The following is a 19,471-nucleotide window of genomic DNA, read 5'->3' as shown; positions in this document are numbered from 1 at the left end:
CTGGCACCAGCGCTAGCGCCGCCGCAAGATACTAGCGCCAATGGCACACTCCACACAGCGGCGTGGGGCGCAGTAGCCGCGGTGCAGGGCCAGCAGGCCCTGCGAGTCGGCGGCCGAGCTGTTGCGGAAGGTAGCGGCCTCGTACGCGTCGGTCAGGTGGTTGTGCTCGGGCGGCAGTTCCTCTAACAAGGACACGGCCGCTTCAATGAGTTCCTGGTTGCCTACGTACTGAGCAAATGCTACCCGCAAAGGCACCACCAGATTCGTGATTAACAGATGCACGCTGCTGCGCCCCAGCGCGGCTACCTTGCCGGGGCGCCCAGGCCGGGAATGTGTTAGCCAGTACTCAGGCAGTGAAGTGGCAAAAAACGCCTCCAGCGCCCGCACGCTCCCGGCGGTTTGCAAGGCATCAAACAAGGTAGGGCGAGCGTGCAGCAGGCTTACTAACTGGGCCAAGCGTACGGTCGGAAAGTTAGCCGGGCGCAGGCGCAGGAAATTCCAGTCGTGGGGGGCCAGGGCGGTACCGCTCAGGTTGTACTTGTGGCGCAGAAACGCAAACTCCTGCTGCAGCCCCTGGGCATACGCATCGTCCCGCATATCGTCCTCCAGAAAACCGGCCTGCCCGAACACTAGCGCTGCCAGCTGCCGTACCTCGTGCCGGTGGCGGCGGAGCACGGCCAGGGGTAACGCCTTGGCCAGGCGAGCCATGGGTTCTGTGTTTTTCTGAAAGCCAAAGGCCGCGGCTAGCCCATGCCAAGCGGTGGCTTCCCAATCCTGCCCCTGCTGCTGAAACAGACTTAGCAATACCTCGGCTTTTTGCTCTACCCGCTCCAACAGGGTTCGGCTGGTCATCATGGTGCGGGTGAGTTCCAATACCTGCGGTAGCAGGGGCGCGCAGGGCAGCAGCACCTCGTGAGGCTGGTCGCGCAGCTTATCATAGGCCGCCAGCAGTCCGGGCTCCAGGCGCGGGGCCAGGGCTAGGGCTGGCACTACGGAGCCGTTCGTCCGCTGGACCTGGGCATCGGCGGTAAGTACTACGTGCAGCACTACCTGGTCATACTTCTGATCCGTCTGGTGCTGGTGGCGGTGCCAATCGGAGGCCCGGAGGTGAATTTCGACGGCACCATTCCACTCTACCTCGCCAAGCTGCAGGCGGGCGTTCAGGAAATCCGGGCCGGCATCGGAGTTGCGCTGACCGGGCCGAAACACAGTTATCGGCTGTCCGTCTTCCGTCCGCAAGTCCGTTTTGCTGAAGTACTGATGTTGCCAGACATAGTGGAGAAAATCTTCCTGCATAGTGGCTCTACTAGAATATTTATGAAATATTACTAAAGCAGGAAAGATAGATAATCCCGGACGAGCGCGCACAACCGGGCCAAAAAGAAACCGGCCCGCCTCCGCACAGTGCGGAAGCGGGCCGGATATAAACCGCCGCGCTTGGGTTAGCGCAGATCAATCACCTTCACTCCTTTGTATTTGGCTTTGTCGAAGTTAAAGGTGGTTGCGTCTACAGGTACGTTGGGCTGGAACTTGCTGATTTTGTAAGTGTAGCGGTTGCCGTTCTTTTTGAACATTTGCCAGCTTTTCACGGCTTTGTCCGTCTTGCCTACCTTCAGACGCACCTTGTACACTGGGTTGTTCCGGTCCTCGGGCGACAGCTCGATTACGTCAACCAGTTCGCCGCCTTCCTTGGCTTCCTGCACGTAGGCATACTTGTAGCCTTTCTTGTAGAGGGTGTAGATCTGGGAGGGCGAGATTTCCTGATCCTCGGGCTCGTAGTCCGAGATGTTCACCTCGTTTTCGGCCTTCATGTAAGTCCACATGGTCTGGCCGTTGTTGATGACTTCCTGACCACTCATTTTCAGCCGGAACTTCTGGCCGCTCACGGTAATGTCGCCACTCAGGTTCTCCTTCACCTTGGCCGCATCATTTTCGAGGGTTTGAGTAAAAGTTGCCTTGAAAGCCTTCATGGCCTGGTACTTGGCACTCATCTGGTCCAGGATTTTACCCGCTTTGGGGTCCTGCTGCGCCGTGGCGACGGTAGTCAGCGACACGGAAAGGGCGAGCAGGGCGAGATATTTTTTCATTGCAAAAGAGAGGTGGTGTTGGAGAGCGTACTGTAAGAGCGTAGAACTCCGATAAAGTTTAACTGCAGCGCGTAAAAGTATAAAACAAAGTTTAGGCGCCGGGTTTTCGTGTTGAGCTCTTACCGGGGCAGGGTATTCAACAACTGTTCCAAACTATACTCATCCGGAATTAGAACCTCCCGCGCCTTACTACCTTCAAACGGTCCGACGATGCCCGCGTGTTCCAATTGGTCAATTAATCGGCCGGCGCGGTTGTAGCCCAGCTTCAGACGGCGCTGCAGCAGGGAGGTGCTCCCCTGCTGGTGCGTGACGATGACGCGGGCGGCTTCCTCGAACATGGAGTCGCGCTGGGCCGGGTCGAAGTCCTCGGCGTCGTTGCCCCCGCCGCTTTCCCCTACTACCTCGGGCAAGTGGTAGGCATCGGGGTAGCCCTGCTGCTCGCCCACGAAGTCGCAGAGGCGGTCTACCTCGGGCGTGTCAATAAAGGCGCACTGCACCCGGATGATGTCAGACCCCTGGGAAATGAGCATGTCGCCCTGCCCAATGAGTTGGTCGGCCCCGCCGGCATCGAGAATGGTGCGGGAGTCAATTTTGCTCGTCACTTTAAAGGAAATCCGGCAGGGGAAGTTGGCCTTAATGATGCCCGTAATAACGTTTACCGACGGGCGCTGGGTAGCCACAATCAGGTGAATACCGATGGCGCGGGCCAGCTGGGCTAGGCGAGCAATGGGCGTTTCTACCTCCTTACCGGCGGTCATCATCAGGTCGGCCAGCTCGTCAATAACCAGCACAATAAAGGGCATGTAGCGGTGGCCCTTTTTGGGGTTGAGGCGGCGCTCCACAAACTTGCGGTTGTACTCCTTCAGGTTGCGGCAGCCGGCGTCCTTGAGCAGGTCGTAGCGCCGGTCCATTTCCATGCACAGGGAGTTGAGCGTGTTTACTACCTTCTTGGTGTCGGTAATGATGGGCTCCTCCGTGTCGGGCAGCTTGGCCAGGAAGTGACGCTCAATCTTGTTGAAAATACTCAGTTCCACCTTCTTGGGGTCGACGAGCACGAACTTGAGCTGCGAAGGATGGCGCTTGTAGAGCAGGGAAGCCAGAATCACGTTCAGACCCACCGACTTGCCTTGACCCGTAGCACCGGCCATCAGCAGGTGGGGCATCTTGGCCAAATCCACCACGAACACTTCATTGGTGATGGTGCGACCAAAGGCAATGGGCAAGTCCATTTCGGTGCCGATGAACTTGTCGGTGTTAAATACCGAGCGGATGCTCACCATCTCTTTTTTAGCGTTGGGCACCTCAATACCAATGGTGCCCTTGCCCGGGATAGGCGCAATAATGCGGATGCCCAGGGCCGCCAAACTCAGGGCAATATCATCTTCGAGGCTCTTGATTTTGGAGATGCGCACCCCGGCATCCGGCACAATCTCATAGAGCGTGACCGTAGGCCCGATGGTAGCCTTGATGCTGGCGATGTTGATGCCGTAGTGGCCCAGCGTTTCTACAATCCGGTCCTTGTTGGCCTCCAGTTCCTCCTTGGTTACCTGGGCTTTCGCTACCCCGTAGTCATTCAGCAGTTCAAGGGTGGGGTACTGGTAGCGCGGCAAGTCGAGAGTAGGATCGTACTCGCCAGTAGGCATGGCCTCTTCCTCGTTTTCCTCGGCAATAACGGCCATGTCGGCGCCCGCCGAGGGGTCTAGCTCGTGCGAGGAGGTAGTAGCATCCTCCACCTCAAACGACAAGCCAGTGGACACCAACGGAGCCGCGGCTACCAGGGGCGCGACCGGGGCCGTTGGGGCAGGTAACGGGGTATCATCGTCTACCAGGTCGGCCAGGGAGAGCGGGGTAGGCACCGAAGAAATAACGGCCGGAGTCGGTTTGGGCACGGGCACCGGCGCTGCTTCTGCCGCCGGTATTTCAACCGAGAAGCTGGGGCCGCTGGCCGGGGCTGCCGTAGTGAAGGCTGCCGCGGCACCAGTCAGCGCCGAGCCAGCGGCAGAAGATACGCTCAGGGGCAGGGCCGTAGCGGCGGCAGCTAGGCCACCGGCGCCCACAGTGGCAGCGGCGCTAGCAGCTACGCCATGCGGCGCGCTGGGCATCGGGGCAGCTACCGGGCCGGTGCGCAGGGGCTGGGCGGGAAGTTCTTCGTCGTCCTCTTCTTCCCGTTCATCTTCGCTTGAGGCTGCGAGGGCCAGGGGCCCACGCGCTTAAGCGTAATACCCAGGGAATCATCCTTTTCCTCTTCTTCGTGAGGCTCTGCGCTAGCGAAGTTAGCAGCTGGGGCCCGACGGGCTGGGGCGTAGGCAGGCTCCTCTGTTTCCACCTCGTCCTCCTCCTCACCGGCGCTCCGGCGTAGGTTCAGGTTGAGGCTGGTCACGTTGAAGAAGAACACCACGAAGGAAATCAGCAAGAAAGCCAGCAGCAACACCGTGCCCCAGCCAATGAGGCTATCTAGCCAGAAGGCCGTTTCGTAGCCCACGCCGCCGCATAGAAAGTCGAGGCTGTGCGCCAAGTTGGGGTCCACATCGGGACTCTGAATAGTCAGCACCACGTAGCCCAGCAATACACTGAGCCAGAGCATGGTAAACAGGCACAATGCCAGCACGTAGGTGAAAGACACCCCCGCGCGCCGGAACACAATTTTGTAGCCGATAAAGAAGACAATGGGGATGGCCGCGAAGGCTGCTACGCCAAAGCCTTTCTGAATCAGGAATTGCGCCAGCACTGCCCCAATCAGGCCCAGCCAGTTACCGGTTTCCTGGCCCGCTTCCTTGAGCGGGGTGCGGCCCACTGTTTCCGTCACGCTCTGGTCGGCGTGGCCCGTGAACAGGAAGGAAATGAAGGCAATGGTCAGGTAGATAGACCCGATGAGGAAGAAAAAGCCCAGAAATAGCTGAAACCGCCGGTCGCGCAGGAAGCTGAACAGCCCGCTTAGGTTGACGGCGGGTAGCTTTAGGGGCTTGCGCGGCGCTTTAGGAGCAGCCGTGGCCCGGGGTGCCCGGGCCGCGGGCTCGTTCCGACGAGCAGCTTCGCGGGTAGGCTCGGGCTCGGCAGGACGGGAAGACGGGTTGCGGGCCGCACGCGGCTCACTCACGGGCCGGGGCTCGTTGGTACGGCCTGGGGCCGCGGAGGAGGATTGCTTGTAGGTATTTTTAGCCATTAGAGACACGCCAAAGACCAAATCTAGACATTTCCGGTGAGTAACTGGGTAGCCGGCTAATGAAGTAATTCCGACATTAAATGGGCTTTACACTAGGCAAGAGGCAGTTGCTCAGCTAGTCAGTTCCGGACTTGGTACACCCAAATTCGCCAGTAAGCTCCGGGGGCCGTCCGGCTTTCGAGCAGTTGCAGCCCGCTCCGCTCCGGATGTTGCAGCCGAGCCGCCGATAGCACGTAGCGCCCCCCTAACCGGCGAAATGCCTGGGCATCGAAAGCCCACTCGTGTACTACTTGGGCCGGAAACGCCGCTACGCGAAAGTTCTTGCCCAACTCGGCCGAAAATAAGTAGCAGCGGTTGCCCCAGGCGTCGAAATAGGTTTGGATGGCGGGGCTTTTGGCCAGCTCTGCCGCAATCAGCGGGCGGAATTGCCGCTTGTACGACAGCGGGTAATTGTTCTGGTAGGCATCCAGGGTATAAAAGCCGTTGAGCGAGGCTACGGCCGGCGGAAAGCCCAGGCAGGCCACCCGGTACTGGGCCGGCCGCTGGCCGGTACGGGCCTGAATTGCTTGCTGAACCCGCGCGAACAGCTCCGGGGCCACGTAGGCGGCGTAGGTGGGCTCGGTGGCGGGCAGGCGGCCGAGCAGGCGGCGCACGTTCAGGGTCCACTCCGGGTTCATGCTCAGCCCGATTAGCAACTGCAGTCCCACCAGCCCCAAGGGTAGCCATCCGGCTGGTAGGCGGCGCAAGCTCAGAACCAGCACACCGAACCACAGCAAGGGCGTAAGGAAGTGTATGCGGGAAAGGTTAAAAGCCCGTAGCAAGGGTAGCAGCCGTTGCGCCACCCCTATCAGCTGAGGATAAAACCCACAAAATAAGGCCAATACCCCCAAAATACTCAGGCTAAAAGCCAGCCACCGCACCAGCCGCCGCCGGGCCGGACCGGCCGGCACGTAAGCCAGAGCCAGCCCGGCTGCCAGCAGAGGAGCGGCGCGCAAGAACAGGCCGGCGTGGTACTGCCCCAGCCCAAAATAACGGACCGCCCCGATCAGCCCTGCCCCTACCCCACCGGGCGCAAGTTGGGCGTAGTCAAACTCAACTCGGTGCGAGACAAACTGCCGCTCAATCAGCAGGGAGTACACCAGCGGGTATTCCACCAGCAAGTAGCCCAGGGCCAACAGTCCTACCCCCAGCACCGGCCGCCACGCTACCCGGCGGTGCCGGCTAGCATCCCAGACCAGCACCATTCCCGCCGCCGCCAGCACGAACACGCCCGTTAGCACCAGGCTCGACCAGAGCGCAAACCCTACCAGCACCAGCCAGTCAGACCAGCGGCCCGGCCCCAGCCGCAGGTTTAGCAGGGCCAGCACCACCCAGGGTTGTCCCAGCACCGAGGCCCCATAGGCCGTGTAGGTGGGCAACACGGCCCAAGCCAGGGCCAGCGCGGCACACAACGTAGCGTGGCGGGCACCGGGTAGGCCGTAGCGGCGCAGCAGCAGGTACATGCCCACTAGGCCCGCCAGCCGCACCAACAGCTCATGCAGCAGGTAGGCAGGCAGCGGGTCCAGCAGAGCCATCAGGCCCACTAGGGGCTGCAAACCAGGCCGAAGGGCGTTGCGCGGCAACCCGTTCATAAGCCGCTCTACTACAGTAGTGGAGCGGTAGTCCAGGGCCTTGCCTTCCTGCAGCAGGACGAAGGGCGGAGCCAGCTCCGTATCCAAGTTATCATCGATGAGGATGTAGGTAGCTCCCTTCGGGGCCACGTACACCAGACTCAACAGCAACAGGCTCCCTACGGCCCACAGCAACGGGCTCACCAACCAATTTCGAAGAGCCGTCTTCCTAGTATGTTCAGCCATAGTGTGGTGGGCCATGCAACCGGCGCAAAACTAAAATTTCCTGGGGTAGCCGAACCCTATTGCTACTACACCCCGGTATATCTGATTTTATCTATCTTTACCTACTATGCTCTACCGCCTGCTTTCTAACCCCGACCGCCCGAATTATTGCCAGTTATCCTACGACGAGACGCACCACTGGCTCCGGGCCACCTGGGCGGGGCATATCGGGCCCGACTACGCCCGGGAGGGTGCTACAGTCGGGCTGCAAATGCTGGAACAAGTGCATTGCCCCTACCTGCTCAATGATAACAGCAAGGTGGTAGGGCCCTGGTTTGATTCCTTGGAGTGGCTGGCCGCCACCTGGGGGCCGTTGGCCGCCGAGGCTGGCCTGCGCTACGTGGCGCATATTGCCCAAGCTGATGCCGTGGTAAACACCTGGTCGGTGGCCGATAGCAAGCGGCTGCTGAGGCAGTTTGAAATCCAGATTTTCGACAGTGAGTTCGAGGCCGTGGAGTGGCTCAGCAGCTGCCAGCGCCAGGTAGGATAAGGTGCTTTCCCCGTGGCGCTGCTGCAGCTAGCTGCGCGGATGAAACTCCGTGATAACCTGGCGCAGGTAGTCCCGGTCGAGGTGGGTGTAGATTTCGGTGGTCGTGATGCTTTCGTGACCCAGCATTTCCTGCACGGCCCGCAGGTCGGCTCCGCCCTCAATGAGGTGGGTAGCAAAGCTGTGCCGGAACGTGTGGGGGCTGATGCTTTTCTGAATGCCCGCCTTCACCGCCGCATCCTTGATGATGTTAAACACCATCACCCGCGAAAGGCCGCTGCCGCGCTTGTTCAGAAACACCGTGTCTTCGTGGCCGGGCTTGATGTCGAGGTGGGCCCGAATGCCTTGCAGGTAGAAGCCCAGGTGCTTCAGCGCATCGCGCCCGATGGGCACCAGGCGCTCCTTGTTGCCTTTGCCCGTTACGCGCACAAACCCCTGGTCGGCGTATAGATTCGAGAGGCGCAGACCCGTCAGCTCGCTTACGCGCAGGCCGGAGCTATACAGCACTTCCAGCATGGCGCGGTTGCGGGTGCCCTCGGGCGTGCTCAGGTCGATGCCGCTAAGTACCTGCTCAATTTCGGGGTAGCTGAGCGTATCGGGGAGCTTGCGGCCGGTTTTGGGCGCATCCAGCGTGTCGGTGGGGTCTAGCGTAAGCATGTCTTCCATGATCAGGAAGCGGTAGAAGGCCTTGATGCCCGAGAGGGTGCGCGCCTGGGAGGTGGCCGTCATGCCCAGGCTGCCCAGCCAGGTTAGGAAGTCGCGCAGGAGGCGGGTGGTTACTTGCTGGGGCGTGGCCGGCAGGTTTTCCAGCTCCAGGTACTGGCGCAGCTTGTGCACGTCGCGCACGTAGGCTTCCACGGAGTTGGCAGAAAGGGATTTTTCCAGCTGTAGGTAGCCTTCGAACTGTTTGAGCGTAATAGACCAAGTAGACATGAACGGCGCGGGAACTAGTGGCACGGGTAGCGCCAAAGGTAACGATGTAGGCAGGCCCAACGCCACCACGCACACGCTAACCGGGCCGTTTTAGCGTTAGCAGCCCAAATCACCGCCAAGCTTCGGCAGGCTCCCTTAGGCTACTACCTTTGCGCGGCTGGTTGGGGCGCTACCGGCGGCTCCCGTCCTGTGCTTCTTGCCCTACCCCCTCTCTCTCCTATGCAAATTCTGCTGCTCAACGGCCCTAATCTGAACCTGCTCGGCCAGCGCGAGCCCGGCATTTACGGCGCCCGCTCCTTCGAGGACTACCTGCCGGAGCTGCGTGAGGCTTTCCCGCAGTTCACGCTGGAATACTTCCAGAGCAACCACGAGGGTGCCCTGATCGACAAGCTGCACGAGGTGGGCTTCACCTACCACGGCGTGGTGCTGAACGCCGGCGGCTACACGCACACCAGCGTGGCCCTGGCCGATGCCATTGCCGCCATTGGTACGCCCGTGGTAGAGGTGCACCTGAGCAACCTGCACGCCCGCGAGGAGTTTCGCCAGAAAAGTCTCATCGGGCGCAACTGCGTAGGCAGCATCAGTGGCTTCAAGCTCGAAAGCTACAAGCTGGCCCTGCACTATTTCGACGGGCAGCGACCCAAACGGGTAGGGTTTAAAGTGAGTTAGGGAATAAGTAATTGAGTGAGTTACGCAGGCAAAGCGGCACTGACAGCACAACAATTCACTCAATTACGCATTCACTAACTCCCCATTTCCCCGTCCTTTGCCTTTCCATTTCCTTAGCCTCTTCTTCCTATGTATACATTCAATCCCGGCCCTTCGCAAGTGTACCCGCAGGTGCGCCAGTACCTCCAGGATGCTTTTGACGAAGGCTGGCTGTCGGCCCAACACCGGGGCGAGCGGTTTGTGCAGCTCATGCGCCAAACCGTGCAGGAGCTGAAAAACAAGCTTAACATCCCGCAGGACTACACAGTATTTTTCATGAGCTCGGCCACGGAGTGCTGGGAGGTGCTGGCCCAGAGCCTAACGCCTACCAAGAGCTTCCACCTCTACAACGGGGCCTTCGGGGAGAAGTGGTTTGACTACGCCAAAGAGCTGCGCCCCGAGTCGGTGGGCCTGAAGTTCGGCGTTGATGAGGTGCCCGATGTCTACAACCTGCCCGGCCTCGACGAGAAGACGGACCTGGTCTGCATCACCCAGAACGAAACCAGCAACGCTACCCAACTGCGCGACGGGGTAGTACTGAACATGTACAACCGCCTGCCCGGCAACGCCCTGCTGGCCGTGGATGCTACCTCCTCGCTGGCCGGCATTCAGCTCAAGTACATCAAGGCCGATATCTGGTACGCCTCGGTGCAGAAGTGCTTTGGCTTGCCGGCGGGTTTGTCCGTTATGCTGCTTTCGCCGCGGGCCATCGAGCGGGTGCGCAAAATCAATGAGCGCCGCCACTACAACTCGCTCATGGCCCAGTACGAGAAGATGCTCAACTACCAGACTACCCACACGCCCAACGTGCTGGATATCTACCTTTTGAGCCGCACTCTCACCGACCGGCCCGCCATCAAGGCGGTGCACCAGCACCTGCAGGACCGGGCCAACAAGCTCTACGATTACTTCGACCAGGCTACCCAACTCTCGCCCCTAATTACCAATCCCGAGGCCCGTTCTACTACCGTTATTGGTTTGCAAGGCCCCCCAGCCCTGATTGAGGAGGTAAAGCGCCGGGCCCTGGCCCAGGGCTTGCAGCTGGGCAGCGGCTACGGCACCTGGAAGCCCACTAGCCTGCGCATTGCCAACTTCCCGGCCATTCCCGACGCGGCTTTTGAGCAGCTGGTGCAGTTTTTCGCCCGGGAGTTTGCGTAAGGCACCGGCGAAGTTGTGAAGGGTGAAGTTGCGCTCTGACGCACACTAGCCGGTTTTTGCAATTTCGCCCTTCACAACTTCACCTTTCCCTATGTTCAGCTTAAAGGAAATTGCGTCGGTTACGCTGACGCTTTTTGCCATCATTGATATTTTGGGTTCCATCCCCATTATTATCCAGATTCGGCAGCGTGAGGGCAAGATTCATTCGGAAAAGGCCACGCTCGTGGCCGGGGTCCTGATGATTGCCTTCCTGTTTCTGGGCCAGAGCATCCTGTCGTTGTTTGGGGTTGACTTTCAGTCGTTTGCCCTGGCGGGCGCCATCATCATCTTCCTGATTGGAATGGAGATGATTCTGGGGGTAGAGCTGTTCAAGCACAATCCGCTCAGCGCCACCGGCTCCATTGTGCCGCTGGCGTTTCCGCTGATTGTGGGCGCCGGCACCATGACCACGCTGCTTTCCCTGCGCGCCGCCTACCAGCTGCCCAACGTGCTGGCGGGCGTGCTGGTAAACCTCGTATTTGTGTACCTGGTGCTGAAAAGCTCGGCCTGGATTGAGCGCAAGCTGGGTAAAGCCGGCGAGGACATCCTGCGCCGCGTGTTCGGCGTAATTCTGCTGGCTATTGCTATCAAGCTGTTTAAAAGTAATTTTTAATTCACGTGGAGAAAGTGAGAAATGGGGAGAGGGTGAACCACAAACTGCTTCCTGCTGGGCAGGGCCATTTCCCTTCTCCATTCTTCCTGTTCGCCACATTCTTGCCCTTGTTTTCCCTTGATTCACCTATTTACCGATGGCTCCTCGCGGGGCAACCCGGGCCGGGCGGCTACGGGCCATTTTGCGTTTTGGTCAGCACGAAAAGGAGCTGACCCAGGGCTTCCGCCTGACCACCAACAACCGCATGGAACTGCTGGCCGTCATTGTGGGCCTGGAGGCCATTAACCGCCCCGAGCTGCCCATTACCGTCGTCACGGACTCGCGCTACGTGGTAGATGCCGTGGAGAAAAAGTGGGTGTTTGGCTGGGCCGCCAAGCCGGACTTTGGCAAGAAAGCCAACGAAGACCTCTGGCGACGCTTTCTCAAAATATACAAGCAGCGCAGCGTGCAGTTCCGGTGGGTGCGCGGCCACAACGGCCACCCCGAAAATGAGCGGTGCGACCAGCTAGCCGTGTGGAGCGCCACCAAGGGGCCCTTGCTCACGGATGAGGGCTACGAACTGATTGAGGCCAAGCGCGGGTAGCATGCCCAACGCCTACTTTCAGTTCAAGCAGTTTCGGGTAGAGCAGGGTGCGTGCGCCATGAAGGTCAGCACTGATGCTTGCGTGCTGGGCGCCGTAGCGGCCGTGGAAGGTGCGGGCCGCATTCTGGACGTAGGCACTGGCACCGGCCTGCTGGCCCTCATGGTCGCGCAGCGCAACCCCACCGCTTTGGTGGAAGCAGTAGAATTGGATGCGGCCGCTGCAACCCAGGCGGCGGCTAACTTCAAGGCCAGCCCCTGGGCTAGCCGGCTGGTAGTGCACGCGCAGCCCCTGGCCGGGTTTGCGGCCACTAGCCCAGCACGCTTCGACCACATTCTCTGCAACCCGCCGTTTTTCCGCAACTCGCTCCGCTCCCCAAATGCCGGCCGCACCACAGCCCGCCACACCGCCGCTGACTCCCTGACTTTTCCCGAGCTGGCCGCGTTTGCTGCCGCCTACCTAACGCCGGCCGGCCAGCTTACCGTGCTGCTACCCCCACCCGAAATGCAGCATTTTGAGCAGGACGCGGCCAGGGCCGGGCTGCACCTCATTAGCCGGCTGATCCTGCATCACCGGCCGGGTAGCAAGGCGTTACGTCACATCAGCAGTTTCGGGGCCAGCCGGCGCCGGTGCAGGAACAGCAACTGCTACTCCACGAGAATGATGACGCCGTTTACTCGGGTCCGTTTCAGCAGTTACTGGCCCCGTTTTACCTGGCCTTGTAGAGCCGGCAGCAACTGGGCTACGCTGGCAGCAGCTCCCGCAAGTGGGCCAGCTTTTGCTGGTGCAGACGGTCGAGCAGATCGGTGCGCAGGTGCACGAACTCGGCGGCCGGGTAGTGGCGGAGCACCTGTCCGTCGGCAAGCACCGTTATTTCGTCGCATAGCTCGGTGAGGGAGCCCAGCAGGTGCGAGGTTAGCAGGATGCCCACTCCCTGGTCGCGCAGGCGCCGCAGCAGCTCCATTACCAGCAAATTCGTACTTAGGTCAAGGCCATTAAAGGGCTCATCGAGGATGAGGTAGCGGAAGTTCTGGACCAGCAAAGCCAGCAGGGCCAGCTTCTTTTTCATGCCGGCCGAGTATTCCTCGGCGTATTGGTCCAAGGGTAACTCCAATAGGTAGTTCCAGGCTGCCAGATCCGGCACGGCACGGCCCGGGCCTGCAAGCAAAACTCCACGTACTCGCGGCCGGTAATGCGCGGGTAGAAGTACGGTTCATAGGGTAACAGCCCGTGTGCTGGCGGATGGATAAGCCGGTAGTTTCGCGGATAGTACCGGAGTAGTCAGGGTGCAGCCCGTAGAGGCAGTGCAGCAGGGTAGTTTTGCCGGCGCCGTTGGCCCCCACCAGCCCGTGCAACCTACCAGGCGGCAAGGTCAGATCGATATGCTGCAGGACAAGCTGCTCGCCGAAGCTTTTGCGCAAGCCACGAATTTCAATCATACTGATAAGGAGCTAATCGGCGGTGACTTTTTAGCAGCAGGCCCACAAAGCAGGCGGCCAGCAGGGCCAGGTAGGCGGGGTTGCTGCCGAGGATAGAAAAGCCTACCACTACGGCCCCAGCCTGGGTGAGGCGGGCCAGGGTGGCGTGGGGGTAAAAGGCGTATTTGGCCAGAATTATCATGGTAACAACGAGCCCACACCAGAGCAGCAGGCCGGCGCTACCCCCTACCCCCGCCGGGCTCTGGGCCATAATACCAACCAGCGGCGCCACCGTCAGCCCGAAATACAGCAGCCCCCACCCTACCCGGTTTCGGATCCACTGGCTAGGGGTACGCAACACGGGCAGCAGCCAAGCCTGGGGTTCCGCCGGACCGTAAATATTCAGAAGTAGCAAAAGCCAACCTACTACTGCCAAGGCAGGGCCGGTGGCGGTGTGCCGGGTAGCGGCCGCTCCAGCTAGCAGCCCCAGCCACGCCAGTCCTAGGCCCGGGCGGCGGCTACCGCTCACCCACTCAAAGGAGCTACTCCGAAACAAGCTGGGCCAACGGGTCCGGCTGGCGCGGGCAGTGGCGGCTGGGACTAGCGCTACGGCGGCGGCTAGGGCCACGGTAAGCACAGCAGGCCCACAATGGCCCCAGGCCAGCAGAAATAACGTAGGCAGCAAGCTCAGAGAAGCATATTCGACGGCTAGCCAGTGCCGGAACTGGGGGCCGCGAGCTGCAGAAACGTCAGGTCAGGGCGCGGGCGGTGCATGCCTAATAGTAGCCCTGCTACCCCCAGCGGCACCAGCCAGGCCAAGGACGGGCTACTAGCGGCTACTACCAGCGCCCGTGCCCCCGCCAGCGTCAGCAAGGCCCCAGCACTAGGAGGCGCCACCAGCCCAACTCGCGCAGCAGTCGACCTAGCACCCGGACCCGCAGTAAGAGGTAGTTACGCATGCACTCTGCAACGCTGCCGGCAGCCGTCCTATTTCAAACGGGTGAGGTGACTTTAGCTGATGAGTTGCTGCCGGGGCAGCGCCTGTTCCTCTTCCATGAACTGAATGCCGTAGTCCTGAGCCAGTTCCGCCAAAATGGGTTCGTACAACTCCGGTAGCGTAGGAATGATTACGCCCCGCTGGGTAAGCTGGCCTTGGGCCAGGCGCCGCACGGCCATAGCCACCGGCAGCCCAACGGTTTTGGCCATGGCCGTGTGCACGGTATCATCGCCTACTACCACCAGCGAGGAGGTAGCAACGTGGGCTTGGCCATCCAGCGTAAACTCCAGTAGGTGCTGCATAACAATCATGTCGTGGTCGGTGGGTTGCAAGGCCCACTTTTCCGTTAGCAGCTGCTCCAGCAGCTGGGCCGGGGTAGCATCGGGTAGGCCCACGGGCCGGGCCGTGAACAGCTCCAGCCAGGCCAGATGCTGCATTTCCGGTCCTTCCGGCGCCAGCCCGAGGTAGGCAGCCACCCGGGTAGGCAGCGCCTGGCCGGGCATGGCGGTTGGCAAGTAGGCTTCGATTAGCTCCGACCACGGCAGGTCCGCCGGGTTGCCCAGGTGCACGGAGTCGTCGGTAAGTCCCAGGCGGACCAAGGCGTGCCAGGCAGCGCAGTAACCGGGACGACGCAGGGTACCGCGCAGCATGGTTGGCACGTCGTGCAGGCCGTACGGCGCCCGGTAGCTGAGCGAGTCCCGGTTGGCGTAGCCCTCAAACTCGCCCACGCCGGGCACTACTATGGTTTGGGTGCGGGCGAATAGCTGCTGATACGGGATAAAGCGGAGCCGGCCGGCCTCCAGGTATTTAGCCGTGCTTTGGCCCGCCAGCACAACATTGCGCGGGTTCCAGGTGAATTTATACTTCCACGGATTGTCGCCCTCCGCGCTAGGAGCTAGCAGCCCACCGCAGTAAGAGTTAAACGCCGTGAGTTGCCCACCGCGCCCCCGAATGTCAGCCAGCAGCCGCATGGCCGACATATGGTCTAGGCCGGGGTCTAGGCCACACTCCATCAGGATGGTAATGCCAGCGGCCCGGGCTTGCTCATCCAAGCCGCGGATTTCTTCGCTCACGTAGCTAGCTGTTACCAAGTGGCGGCCCAGTTGCACGCAGGCCCTAGCCACGGGCCGTGAAGCAAGGCTGGCAGCATCGACACCACAATGTCGGCACCCTGCACCAACCGCAGCAGTCCCGTTTCATTCTGCATACCAAACGGAACGGCTTGAGCGTAAGCCGCGTGAGCCGCCAGCACGGGCTCCAGATGCGCCGGCTGCATATCGGCCACCGTCAGCTGCCAGTTTTGCTGGGGAGCGTGCTGCAGCAGGTACTGCAAAAGGGAGGAAGCCGAGCGGCCGGCACCAAGCAGCAGGATACGGGTCATAGTAGGAAATGGGTGGGCGAAGGGGTGGCCAAGAAACTGCCTACCGAATCAAGGCCGGGAAGCAAGTGCCAATATTAGAAATTTGCGCGTCAGCACACGGTGGTGGGCTACCGACGCAGTCAGCTAGTCGGCGCGGCAGCGGCTACCTGCCTGCAAGCGGGGCGGAATTGCGGGTTACGGTATTTTTTCGGCGGCCTCCTCCAGCAAGCAAAAAACTCGTACATTCACCGCCCCTTTTCACTCCCCGGGGCCGCGCGTCGGCACCGGGCCGTTCTTTCTTTGCCCCCGATGGCCCACCCTCTCCACCTGACCATTACCGTTGACGTAGTGGCTTCCGAAGCCGACCTAACTTCTGCCGAAGCCGCTACCTGGCAGGCCGCCCGCGCCGCCACCGACCACGCCTACGCCCCCTACTCCCATTTTCACGTAGGCACGGCCTTGCTGCTGGATGATGGCACTATTTTCCGGGGTACCAATCAAGAAAATGCCGCCTTTCCTTCGGGTCTGTGCGCCGAGCGCACGGCCTTGTTTGGCCTAGCTGCCACCCAACCTGAGCGCCGCATTCTGGGCATGGCCGTGGCTGCCCGGCCCGCCAATGGGGAGTTTGTGCCCGTTACTTCCTGCGGAGCCTGCCGCCAGGTAATGGCCGAGTATGAGCACCGGCAGCACCAGCCAATTCCGTTGCTGCTGCCCGGCCCAAACGGTAGCATCTACCGGTTTAGCTCCCTGTCAGATCTACTACCCTTCGGCTTCACCTCCGACGACCTGCCCACCGTTAAATAGTGAGCGGACAAAATGGGGTGCTTGCTGTTTAGCCAGCCCCCGCGGCTCGGTTTGCCTCATGCCTATTCTTAGCTCTTCTGGCAGGAAAAACCGACCCGCACACTTTCTTCCTGTTTCCCCTTATGCTTGCTCAGGAGCATCATCTGCCCGTTGTGCGTACGGCCCGCTACTACCAGGTCGGCGAAATATCGGCATCTACCCGGCGCCTGTGGGTGGTGGCGCACGGCTACGGGCAGTTGGCGGCTTACTTTATTCGGCACTTCGCGCCCCTAGCTGCCACCGCCCCTGACCTAGTAGTGCTGGCTCCCGAAGGCCTCTCGCGCTTTTACTTGCAGGGCACGAACGGGCGCATTGGGGCTACTTGGATGACCCGCGAAGACCGGCTCACGGAAATTAATGACTACGTGGCCTACCTCAACCAATTAGTTGAGGTAGTGTTACCCCAAGCCGCGCCCGACGTAGCCGTGACGGTGCTGGGCTTCTCGCAGGGCGCAGCTACAGTTTGCCGCTGGCTAACTCAGGCCCGGTTTCGCCCAGTGCAACTGGTACTGTGGGCCGGTGCCTTTCCGCCCGACATGGATTTCGATGTGGCCACCCACTTCTTGCAGGATTTGCCCGTGACCTTGATTTGCGGCACCGAGGATGAGTTCATTACGGAGGAAGACTTGGAGCAGCAGCGTCACTTGTTTCGGCACGTCGGCGTTGAGCCGACTATCCTTCGCTTTGCCGGCAAGCATACGCTGAATGCCGCCGTGCTTGCCGAGTTAAACGAGGCTCAACTGGCTTCTCGTCACTGATTGATCTGCCACCAACAAAGAAAGGCCGCTCTCTGAAGCGGCCTTTCTTTGTTGGTAAAAAGCTAACTAGTTATACCTCCTTCCGGATGGTAGCGGCAGCGGCTTGCGCGGCCGGTAGAATCAGAACTTCCGCAATGTTGACGTGGGCTGGCCTTGTGACCATAAACTGAATCAAGTCAGCCACGTCTTCGGCCCGTAGCGGTTCAAAACCCTTGTACACACCGGCAGCTCGCGCAGTATCACCCTTGAAGCGAACTTCTGAAAACTCCGTTTCCACGGCCCCTGGGTTCACCTCTGCCACCCGAATATGGTGAGGCAGTAAGTCGAGCCGCATACCTTTGGTCAGGGCGGCTACGGCGGCTTTAGAGGCGCAATACACGTTGCCGTTGGCGTACGTCTCATGGCCGGCAATAGAACCGATGTTGATGATATGCCCTGAGTTACGGCGGGTCATGGCGGGTAATACGGCCCGGCTCACGTACAGCAGGCCTTTCACGTTGCCATCCAGCATATCATCCCAGTCTTGAGGGCTACCCTCCTGGATGGGTGCCAACCCGTGGGCGTTACCGGCGTTGTTGATCAGCACGTCAATGTCCTGAAACTCGGCGGGCAAACGTTGCACGGCGGCTTCTACCGCCGCTCGGTCGCGCACATCAAACGTTAGCAGCTGCGTGGGTACTCCTGCTAGCTCCTGCGCCAGTTCCTCTAGCCGCTCGCGGCGGCGCCCCGCTAGCACCAGCCGGAAGCCTGCTTTGCCCAAGGCCACGGCCGTAGCCCGCCCAATACCGGAGGAGGCCCCGGTGATAAATGCAGTTTTCGTCATCCGTGAATCCATGTTAGCGCCCCGACCAGATGTTCAGGTACAAAGTTACCGTGTTGCTTTTCATGCTTTGTAGGCTGCGGCTGTACACATCGGTGCCGGGCTTATACAGGTTCATGAGGCCGTGAGAAAAGCGCAGCTCGGGCGAGAACTTAAAGAACGGATAAAACAGGTCCATGCCGACCCCATATTCCAGCGCCACGTCACTGCGCTGGGCCTGCAGCAGGTTTACCTCGGGGTCTTTGCGGCGGTTTCCGATGTTAAAGCTCGGCTTGACTCCTCCAATAATATACACGCGGGAATTGCGCCGCCGCTGCGACTTCAGCTTGAACAGAACCGGCAGGTCAATCTGAGTGCTGCCAATTTCCTGGTCTTCTATTTCTTCTGGGTCGTTGGAGCTGGTAGGTGCGTACCCGTAACTCTTAAATTCAATCCGCCGGGTCAGGAAGCTCACGCCGGGCGAGAAGTTCAGAGCTCCATAATCTCCTATCCGCAGGTCGCCCAGAAAGCCTACCGAAAACCCGGGGCTGATGATGGAGTTAGCCGACGCGCCTTGGCTGGGGTAGCCTGCCGCCTGTTCTATTTTATAGCGCGAGAAATGAGGCGCCACGTACATACCTAAGTGCAACCAGCGGGAGTCGTAGCCGGGTAGGTTGTCCACAGTTACGGATTTCACCTGGCCATTACTGCCCGACTGGCGGAGCTGCGGCTTTTGCGTTGGGCTTGGGCACTGAAAGGCAACGTTCCAAGCGCCAGCGCCAGCAGGGCTAGTCGGGTTACTTTTGAGCCGTGTAAATGGAGCTGATGCCGAACGTAAGGGGTTGCCATGCGGGAGAGTTAAAGCCGATTTTACGCAGAATAGCCAGAAAGTCCTGGCCATCGGGAATGCCTGCACTGACTCGGGCAGGTAGGTGTAGGCCGCGCGGTCCTTGGAAATCAACTTCCCAAATACCGGCAAAATGTTTTTGAAGTAAAAGTTGTAGGCCTGCTTCATGGGGAAAGCCGTGGGTTTGGAAAACTCCAGCACCACCATTTTGCCGCCCGGCCGCAGCACCCGGTGCATTTCTGCCAGCCCCTTTTCTAGGTTTTCAAAGTTGCGCACCCCAAAGGACGCCGTCACCGCGTCAAAGTGGTTATCCGGAAACGGCAGGTTTTCCGAATCGCCCAACTCTAGCTGTATCCGCTGGGTCAGGCCTTTCTGCTGCAGCTTACGCCGCCCTACCTCTAGCATGCCTTCCGAAATGTCTACTCCTGTAATCTGGGCATCAGGGGTAGCAGCCCGCAGGGTTTCGATGGCGAAATCAGCCGTGCCGGTGGCAATGTCCAGAATCCGGGCGGGCCGCAGCTGCTTGAGCTCATCCACGGCTTTGCGGCGCCAGTAGATGTCCGTGCCCACACTCAGAAAGTGGTTTAGGAAGTCGTACTTGCCAGCAATGCTGTTGAACATCTGGGCCACCTGCGACTTTTTATCGGCGGCATCATCTTTATAAGGTACTACGGACATACTTCTCAGGGCGAAGAACGAGGAAACGGGGGCGAAATTGCCCAAATACAACGGGCCCGCCTGCATTATGTTGAAAAAAAACGGGTCGGACTATTAGCCCGACCCGT

20 protein-coding genes and 3 pseudogenes are annotated in these 19,471 nt (G+C 60.2%); 8 read left to right on the top strand and 15 right to left on the bottom strand.

Annotated elements, in window-relative coordinates; all coding sequences use genetic code 11:
• Positions 1 to 12 precede the first annotated feature (12 nt).
• The 5 genes from MUN84_RS21540 to MUN84_RS21520 form a co-directional block, all read right to left on the bottom strand.
• Entirely contained in the window at positions 13 to 1,296 is a 1,284-nt protein-coding gene (locus tag MUN84_RS21540) for a DUF2851 family protein (RefSeq protein WP_244695949.1), read from the bottom strand.
• Positions 1,297 to 1,442: 146 nt separating this feature from the next.
• A complete protein-coding gene (locus MUN84_RS21535) occupies positions 1,443 to 2,087 on the bottom strand; it encodes a LolA family protein (RefSeq protein ID WP_244695948.1) in 645 nt (214 codons plus the stop codon).
• 119 nt (positions 2,088 to 2,206) lie between these two features.
• The gene (locus MUN84_RS21530) at positions 2,207 to 4,189 is read right to left on the bottom strand and encodes a DNA translocase FtsK (RefSeq protein WP_244695947.1); all 1,983 of its coding nucleotides are present in this window, start codon (positions 4,187 to 4,189) and stop codon (positions 2,207 to 2,209) included.
• 8 nt (positions 4,190 to 4,197) lie between these two features.
• Complete coding sequence (locus MUN84_RS21525) at positions 4,198 to 5,250, bottom strand: DNA translocase FtsK 4TM domain-containing protein (RefSeq protein ID WP_244695946.1); 1,053 nt, start codon at positions 5,248 to 5,250, stop codon at positions 4,198 to 4,200.
• A 119-nt stretch (positions 5,251 to 5,369) separates the two neighbouring features.
• The gene (locus MUN84_RS21520; RefSeq protein ID WP_244695945.1) at positions 5,370 to 7,064 is read right to left on the bottom strand and encodes a DUF6044 family protein; all 1,695 of its coding nucleotides are present in this window, start codon (positions 7,062 to 7,064) and stop codon (positions 5,370 to 5,372) included.
• Positions 7,065 to 7,212: 148 nt separating this feature from the next.
• Here MUN84_RS21520 and MUN84_RS21515 point away from each other — a divergent pair, with 148 nt between their 5' ends.
• Positions 7,213 to 7,635 (top strand): hypothetical protein, encoded by a 423-nt coding sequence (locus MUN84_RS21515; protein ID WP_244695944.1) that lies wholly within the window; start codon positions 7,213 to 7,215, stop codon positions 7,633 to 7,635.
• Positions 7,636 to 7,662: 27 nt separating this feature from the next.
• On the opposite strand, the gene xerD is transcribed toward MUN84_RS21515, so the two are convergent.
• Positions 7,663 to 8,565 (bottom strand): site-specific tyrosine recombinase XerD, encoded by a 903-nt coding sequence (xerD, locus tag MUN84_RS21510; RefSeq protein WP_244695943.1) that lies wholly within the window; start codon positions 8,563 to 8,565, stop codon positions 7,663 to 7,665.
• Positions 8,566 to 8,784: 219 nt separating this feature from the next.
• On the opposite strand from xerD, the gene aroQ reads away from it, so the two are divergent.
• The 5 genes and pseudogenes from aroQ to MUN84_RS24765 form a co-directional block, all read left to right on the top strand.
• Complete coding sequence (aroQ, locus tag MUN84_RS21505) at positions 8,785 to 9,234, top strand: type II 3-dehydroquinate dehydratase (protein WP_244695942.1); 450 nt, start codon at positions 8,785 to 8,787, stop codon at positions 9,232 to 9,234.
• A gap of 129 nt (positions 9,235 to 9,363) precedes the next feature.
• Positions 9,364 to 10,431, top strand: a complete 1,068-nt coding sequence (locus tag MUN84_RS21500) for an aminotransferase class V-fold PLP-dependent enzyme (RefSeq protein ID WP_244695941.1) — start codon at positions 9,364 to 9,366, stop codon at positions 10,429 to 10,431.
• A gap of 91 nt (positions 10,432 to 10,522) precedes the next feature.
• Entirely contained in the window at positions 10,523 to 11,083 is a 561-nt protein-coding gene (locus MUN84_RS21495; protein WP_244695940.1) for a MarC family protein, read from the top strand.
• Positions 11,084 to 11,219: 136 nt separating this feature from the next.
• A complete protein-coding gene (locus tag MUN84_RS21490) occupies positions 11,220 to 11,666 on the top strand; it encodes a ribonuclease H (RefSeq protein WP_317239037.1) in 447 nt (148 codons plus the stop codon).
• 1 nt (position 11,667) lies between these two features.
• Positions 11,668 to 11,991, top strand: a pseudogene (locus tag MUN84_RS24765) (methyltransferase); the annotation flags it as partial.
• 415 nt (positions 11,992 to 12,406) lie between these two features.
• Here MUN84_RS24765 and MUN84_RS21485 read toward each other — a convergent pair.
• The 6 genes from MUN84_RS21485 to MUN84_RS21465 all read right to left on the bottom strand — a co-directional run bounded on the left by MUN84_RS21485 (position 12,407) and on the right by MUN84_RS21465 (position 15,460).
• Positions 12,407 to 12,766 (bottom strand): AAA family ATPase, encoded by a 360-nt coding sequence (locus tag MUN84_RS21485; RefSeq protein WP_244695939.1) that lies wholly within the window; start codon positions 12,764 to 12,766, stop codon positions 12,407 to 12,409.
• The gene (locus MUN84_RS24760) at positions 12,669 to 13,103 is read right to left on the bottom strand and encodes an ATP-binding cassette domain-containing protein (RefSeq protein ID WP_410780061.1); all 435 of its coding nucleotides are present in this window, start codon (positions 13,101 to 13,103) and stop codon (positions 12,669 to 12,671) included. The genes MUN84_RS21485 and MUN84_RS24760 overlap by 98 nt, the downstream gene beginning before the upstream one ends.
• Entirely contained in the window at positions 13,096 to 13,767 is a 672-nt protein-coding gene (locus MUN84_RS21480; protein ID WP_244695938.1) for a hypothetical protein, read from the bottom strand. The genes MUN84_RS24760 and MUN84_RS21480 overlap by 8 nt, the downstream gene beginning before the upstream one ends.
• 23 nt (positions 13,768 to 13,790) lie before the next feature.
• A complete protein-coding gene (locus MUN84_RS21475) occupies positions 13,791 to 13,979 on the bottom strand; it encodes a hypothetical protein (protein WP_244695937.1) in 189 nt (62 codons plus the stop codon).
• A 114-nt stretch (positions 13,980 to 14,093) separates the two neighbouring features.
• Positions 14,094 to 15,203 (bottom strand): saccharopine dehydrogenase C-terminal domain-containing protein, encoded by a 1,110-nt coding sequence (locus MUN84_RS21470; protein WP_244695936.1) that lies wholly within the window; start codon positions 15,201 to 15,203, stop codon positions 14,094 to 14,096.
• A complete protein-coding gene (locus MUN84_RS21465) occupies positions 15,164 to 15,460 on the bottom strand; it encodes a saccharopine dehydrogenase NADP-binding domain-containing protein (protein ID WP_244695935.1) in 297 nt (98 codons plus the stop codon). Before MUN84_RS21465 ends, MUN84_RS21470 begins: the two co-directional genes overlap by 40 nt.
• Positions 15,461 to 15,748: 288 nt before the next feature.
• On the opposite strand from MUN84_RS21465, the gene MUN84_RS21460 reads away from it, so the two are divergent.
• Together MUN84_RS21460 and MUN84_RS21455 are read left to right on the top strand one after the other, a co-directional pair.
• Entirely contained in the window at positions 15,749 to 16,243 is a 495-nt protein-coding gene (locus tag MUN84_RS21460) for a cytidine deaminase (RefSeq protein WP_244695934.1), read from the top strand.
• A gap of 122 nt (positions 16,244 to 16,365) precedes the next feature.
• Positions 16,366 to 17,040: an alpha/beta hydrolase gene (locus MUN84_RS21455; protein WP_244695933.1), complete on the top strand. Its 675-nt coding sequence runs from the start codon at positions 16,366 to 16,368 to the stop codon at positions 17,038 to 17,040.
• A gap of 70 nt (positions 17,041 to 17,110) precedes the next feature.
• Here the strand turns inward: MUN84_RS21455 and MUN84_RS21450 are convergent, their stop codons facing one another.
• From MUN84_RS21450 to ubiE, 3 genes and pseudogenes are all read right to left on the bottom strand, one after another.
• Positions 17,111 to 17,863: an SDR family NAD(P)-dependent oxidoreductase gene (locus tag MUN84_RS21450; RefSeq protein WP_244695932.1), complete on the bottom strand. Its 753-nt coding sequence runs from the start codon at positions 17,861 to 17,863 to the stop codon at positions 17,111 to 17,113.
• Positions 17,864 to 17,876: 13 nt separating this feature from the next.
• Positions 17,877 to 18,476: pseudogene (locus MUN84_RS21445) on the bottom strand (porin family protein); the annotation flags it as partial.
• Between the two features lie 160 nt (positions 18,477 to 18,636).
• Positions 18,637 to 19,364: pseudogene (gene ubiE / locus MUN84_RS21440) on the bottom strand (bifunctional demethylmenaquinone methyltransferase/2-methoxy-6-polyprenyl-1,4-benzoquinol methylase UbiE).
• Positions 19,365 to 19,471: the final 107 nt, after the last annotated feature.

The organism is Hymenobacter sp. 5516J-16, from assembly GCF_022919335.1.
In the GTDB taxonomy this organism is placed as follows: Bacteria; Bacteroidota; Bacteroidia; order Cytophagales; family Hymenobacteraceae; genus Hymenobacter; species Hymenobacter sublimis.
The sequence above is the reverse complement of the archived record's forward strand: the minus strand, read 5'-3'. Positions and strand labels throughout refer to the sequence as shown.

What these genes read in the sequence shown, in the direction of transcription:
- MUN84_RS21530 (WP_244695947.1), bottom strand. Translation starts at nt 4,189, where the DNA reads ATGCCCAGCGCGCCGCATGGCGTAGCTGCTAGCGCCGCTGCCACTGTG.
- MUN84_RS21535 (WP_244695948.1), bottom strand. Translation starts at nt 2,087, where the DNA reads ATGAAAAAATATCTCGCCCTGCTCGCCCTTTCCGTGTCGCTGACTACC.
- MUN84_RS21455 (WP_244695933.1), top strand. Translation starts at nt 16,366, where the DNA reads ATGCTTGCTCAGGAGCATCATCTGCCCGTTGTGCGTACGGCCCGCTAC.
- MUN84_RS21525 (WP_244695946.1), bottom strand. Translation starts at nt 5,250, where the DNA reads ATGGCTAAAAATACCTACAAGCAATCCTCCTCCGCGGCCCCAGGCCGT.
- MUN84_RS21465 (WP_244695935.1), bottom strand. Translation starts at nt 15,460, where the DNA reads ATGACCCGTATCCTGCTGCTTGGTGCCGGCCGCTCGGCTTCCTCCCTT.
- MUN84_RS21450 (WP_244695932.1), bottom strand. Translation starts at nt 17,863, where the DNA reads ATGACGAAAACTGCATTTATCACCGGGGCCTCCTCCGGTATTGGGCGG.
- MUN84_RS21515 (WP_244695944.1), top strand. Translation starts at nt 7,213, where the DNA reads ATGCTCTACCGCCTGCTTTCTAACCCCGACCGCCCGAATTATTGCCAG.
- xerD (WP_244695943.1), bottom strand. Translation starts at nt 8,565, where the DNA reads ATGTCTACTTGGTCTATTACGCTCAAACAGTTCGAAGGCTACCTACAG.
- MUN84_RS21495 (WP_244695940.1), top strand. Translation starts at nt 10,523, where the DNA reads ATGTTCAGCTTAAAGGAAATTGCGTCGGTTACGCTGACGCTTTTTGCC.
- MUN84_RS21490 (WP_317239037.1), top strand. Translation starts at nt 11,220, where the DNA reads ATGGCTCCTCGCGGGGCAACCCGGGCCGGGCGGCTACGGGCCATTTTG.
- aroQ (WP_244695942.1), top strand. Translation starts at nt 8,785, where the DNA reads ATGCAAATTCTGCTGCTCAACGGCCCTAATCTGAACCTGCTCGGCCAG.
- MUN84_RS21460 (WP_244695934.1), top strand. Translation starts at nt 15,749, where the DNA reads ATGGCCCACCCTCTCCACCTGACCATTACCGTTGACGTAGTGGCTTCC.
- MUN84_RS24760 (WP_410780061.1), bottom strand. Translation starts at nt 13,103, where the DNA reads ATGATTGAAATTCGTGGCTTGCGCAAAAGCTTCGGCGAGCAGCTTGTC.
- MUN84_RS21540 (WP_244695949.1), bottom strand. Translation starts at nt 1,296, where the DNA reads ATGCAGGAAGATTTTCTCCACTATGTCTGGCAACATCAGTACTTCAGC.
- MUN84_RS21500 (WP_244695941.1), top strand. Translation starts at nt 9,364, where the DNA reads ATGTATACATTCAATCCCGGCCCTTCGCAAGTGTACCCGCAGGTGCGC.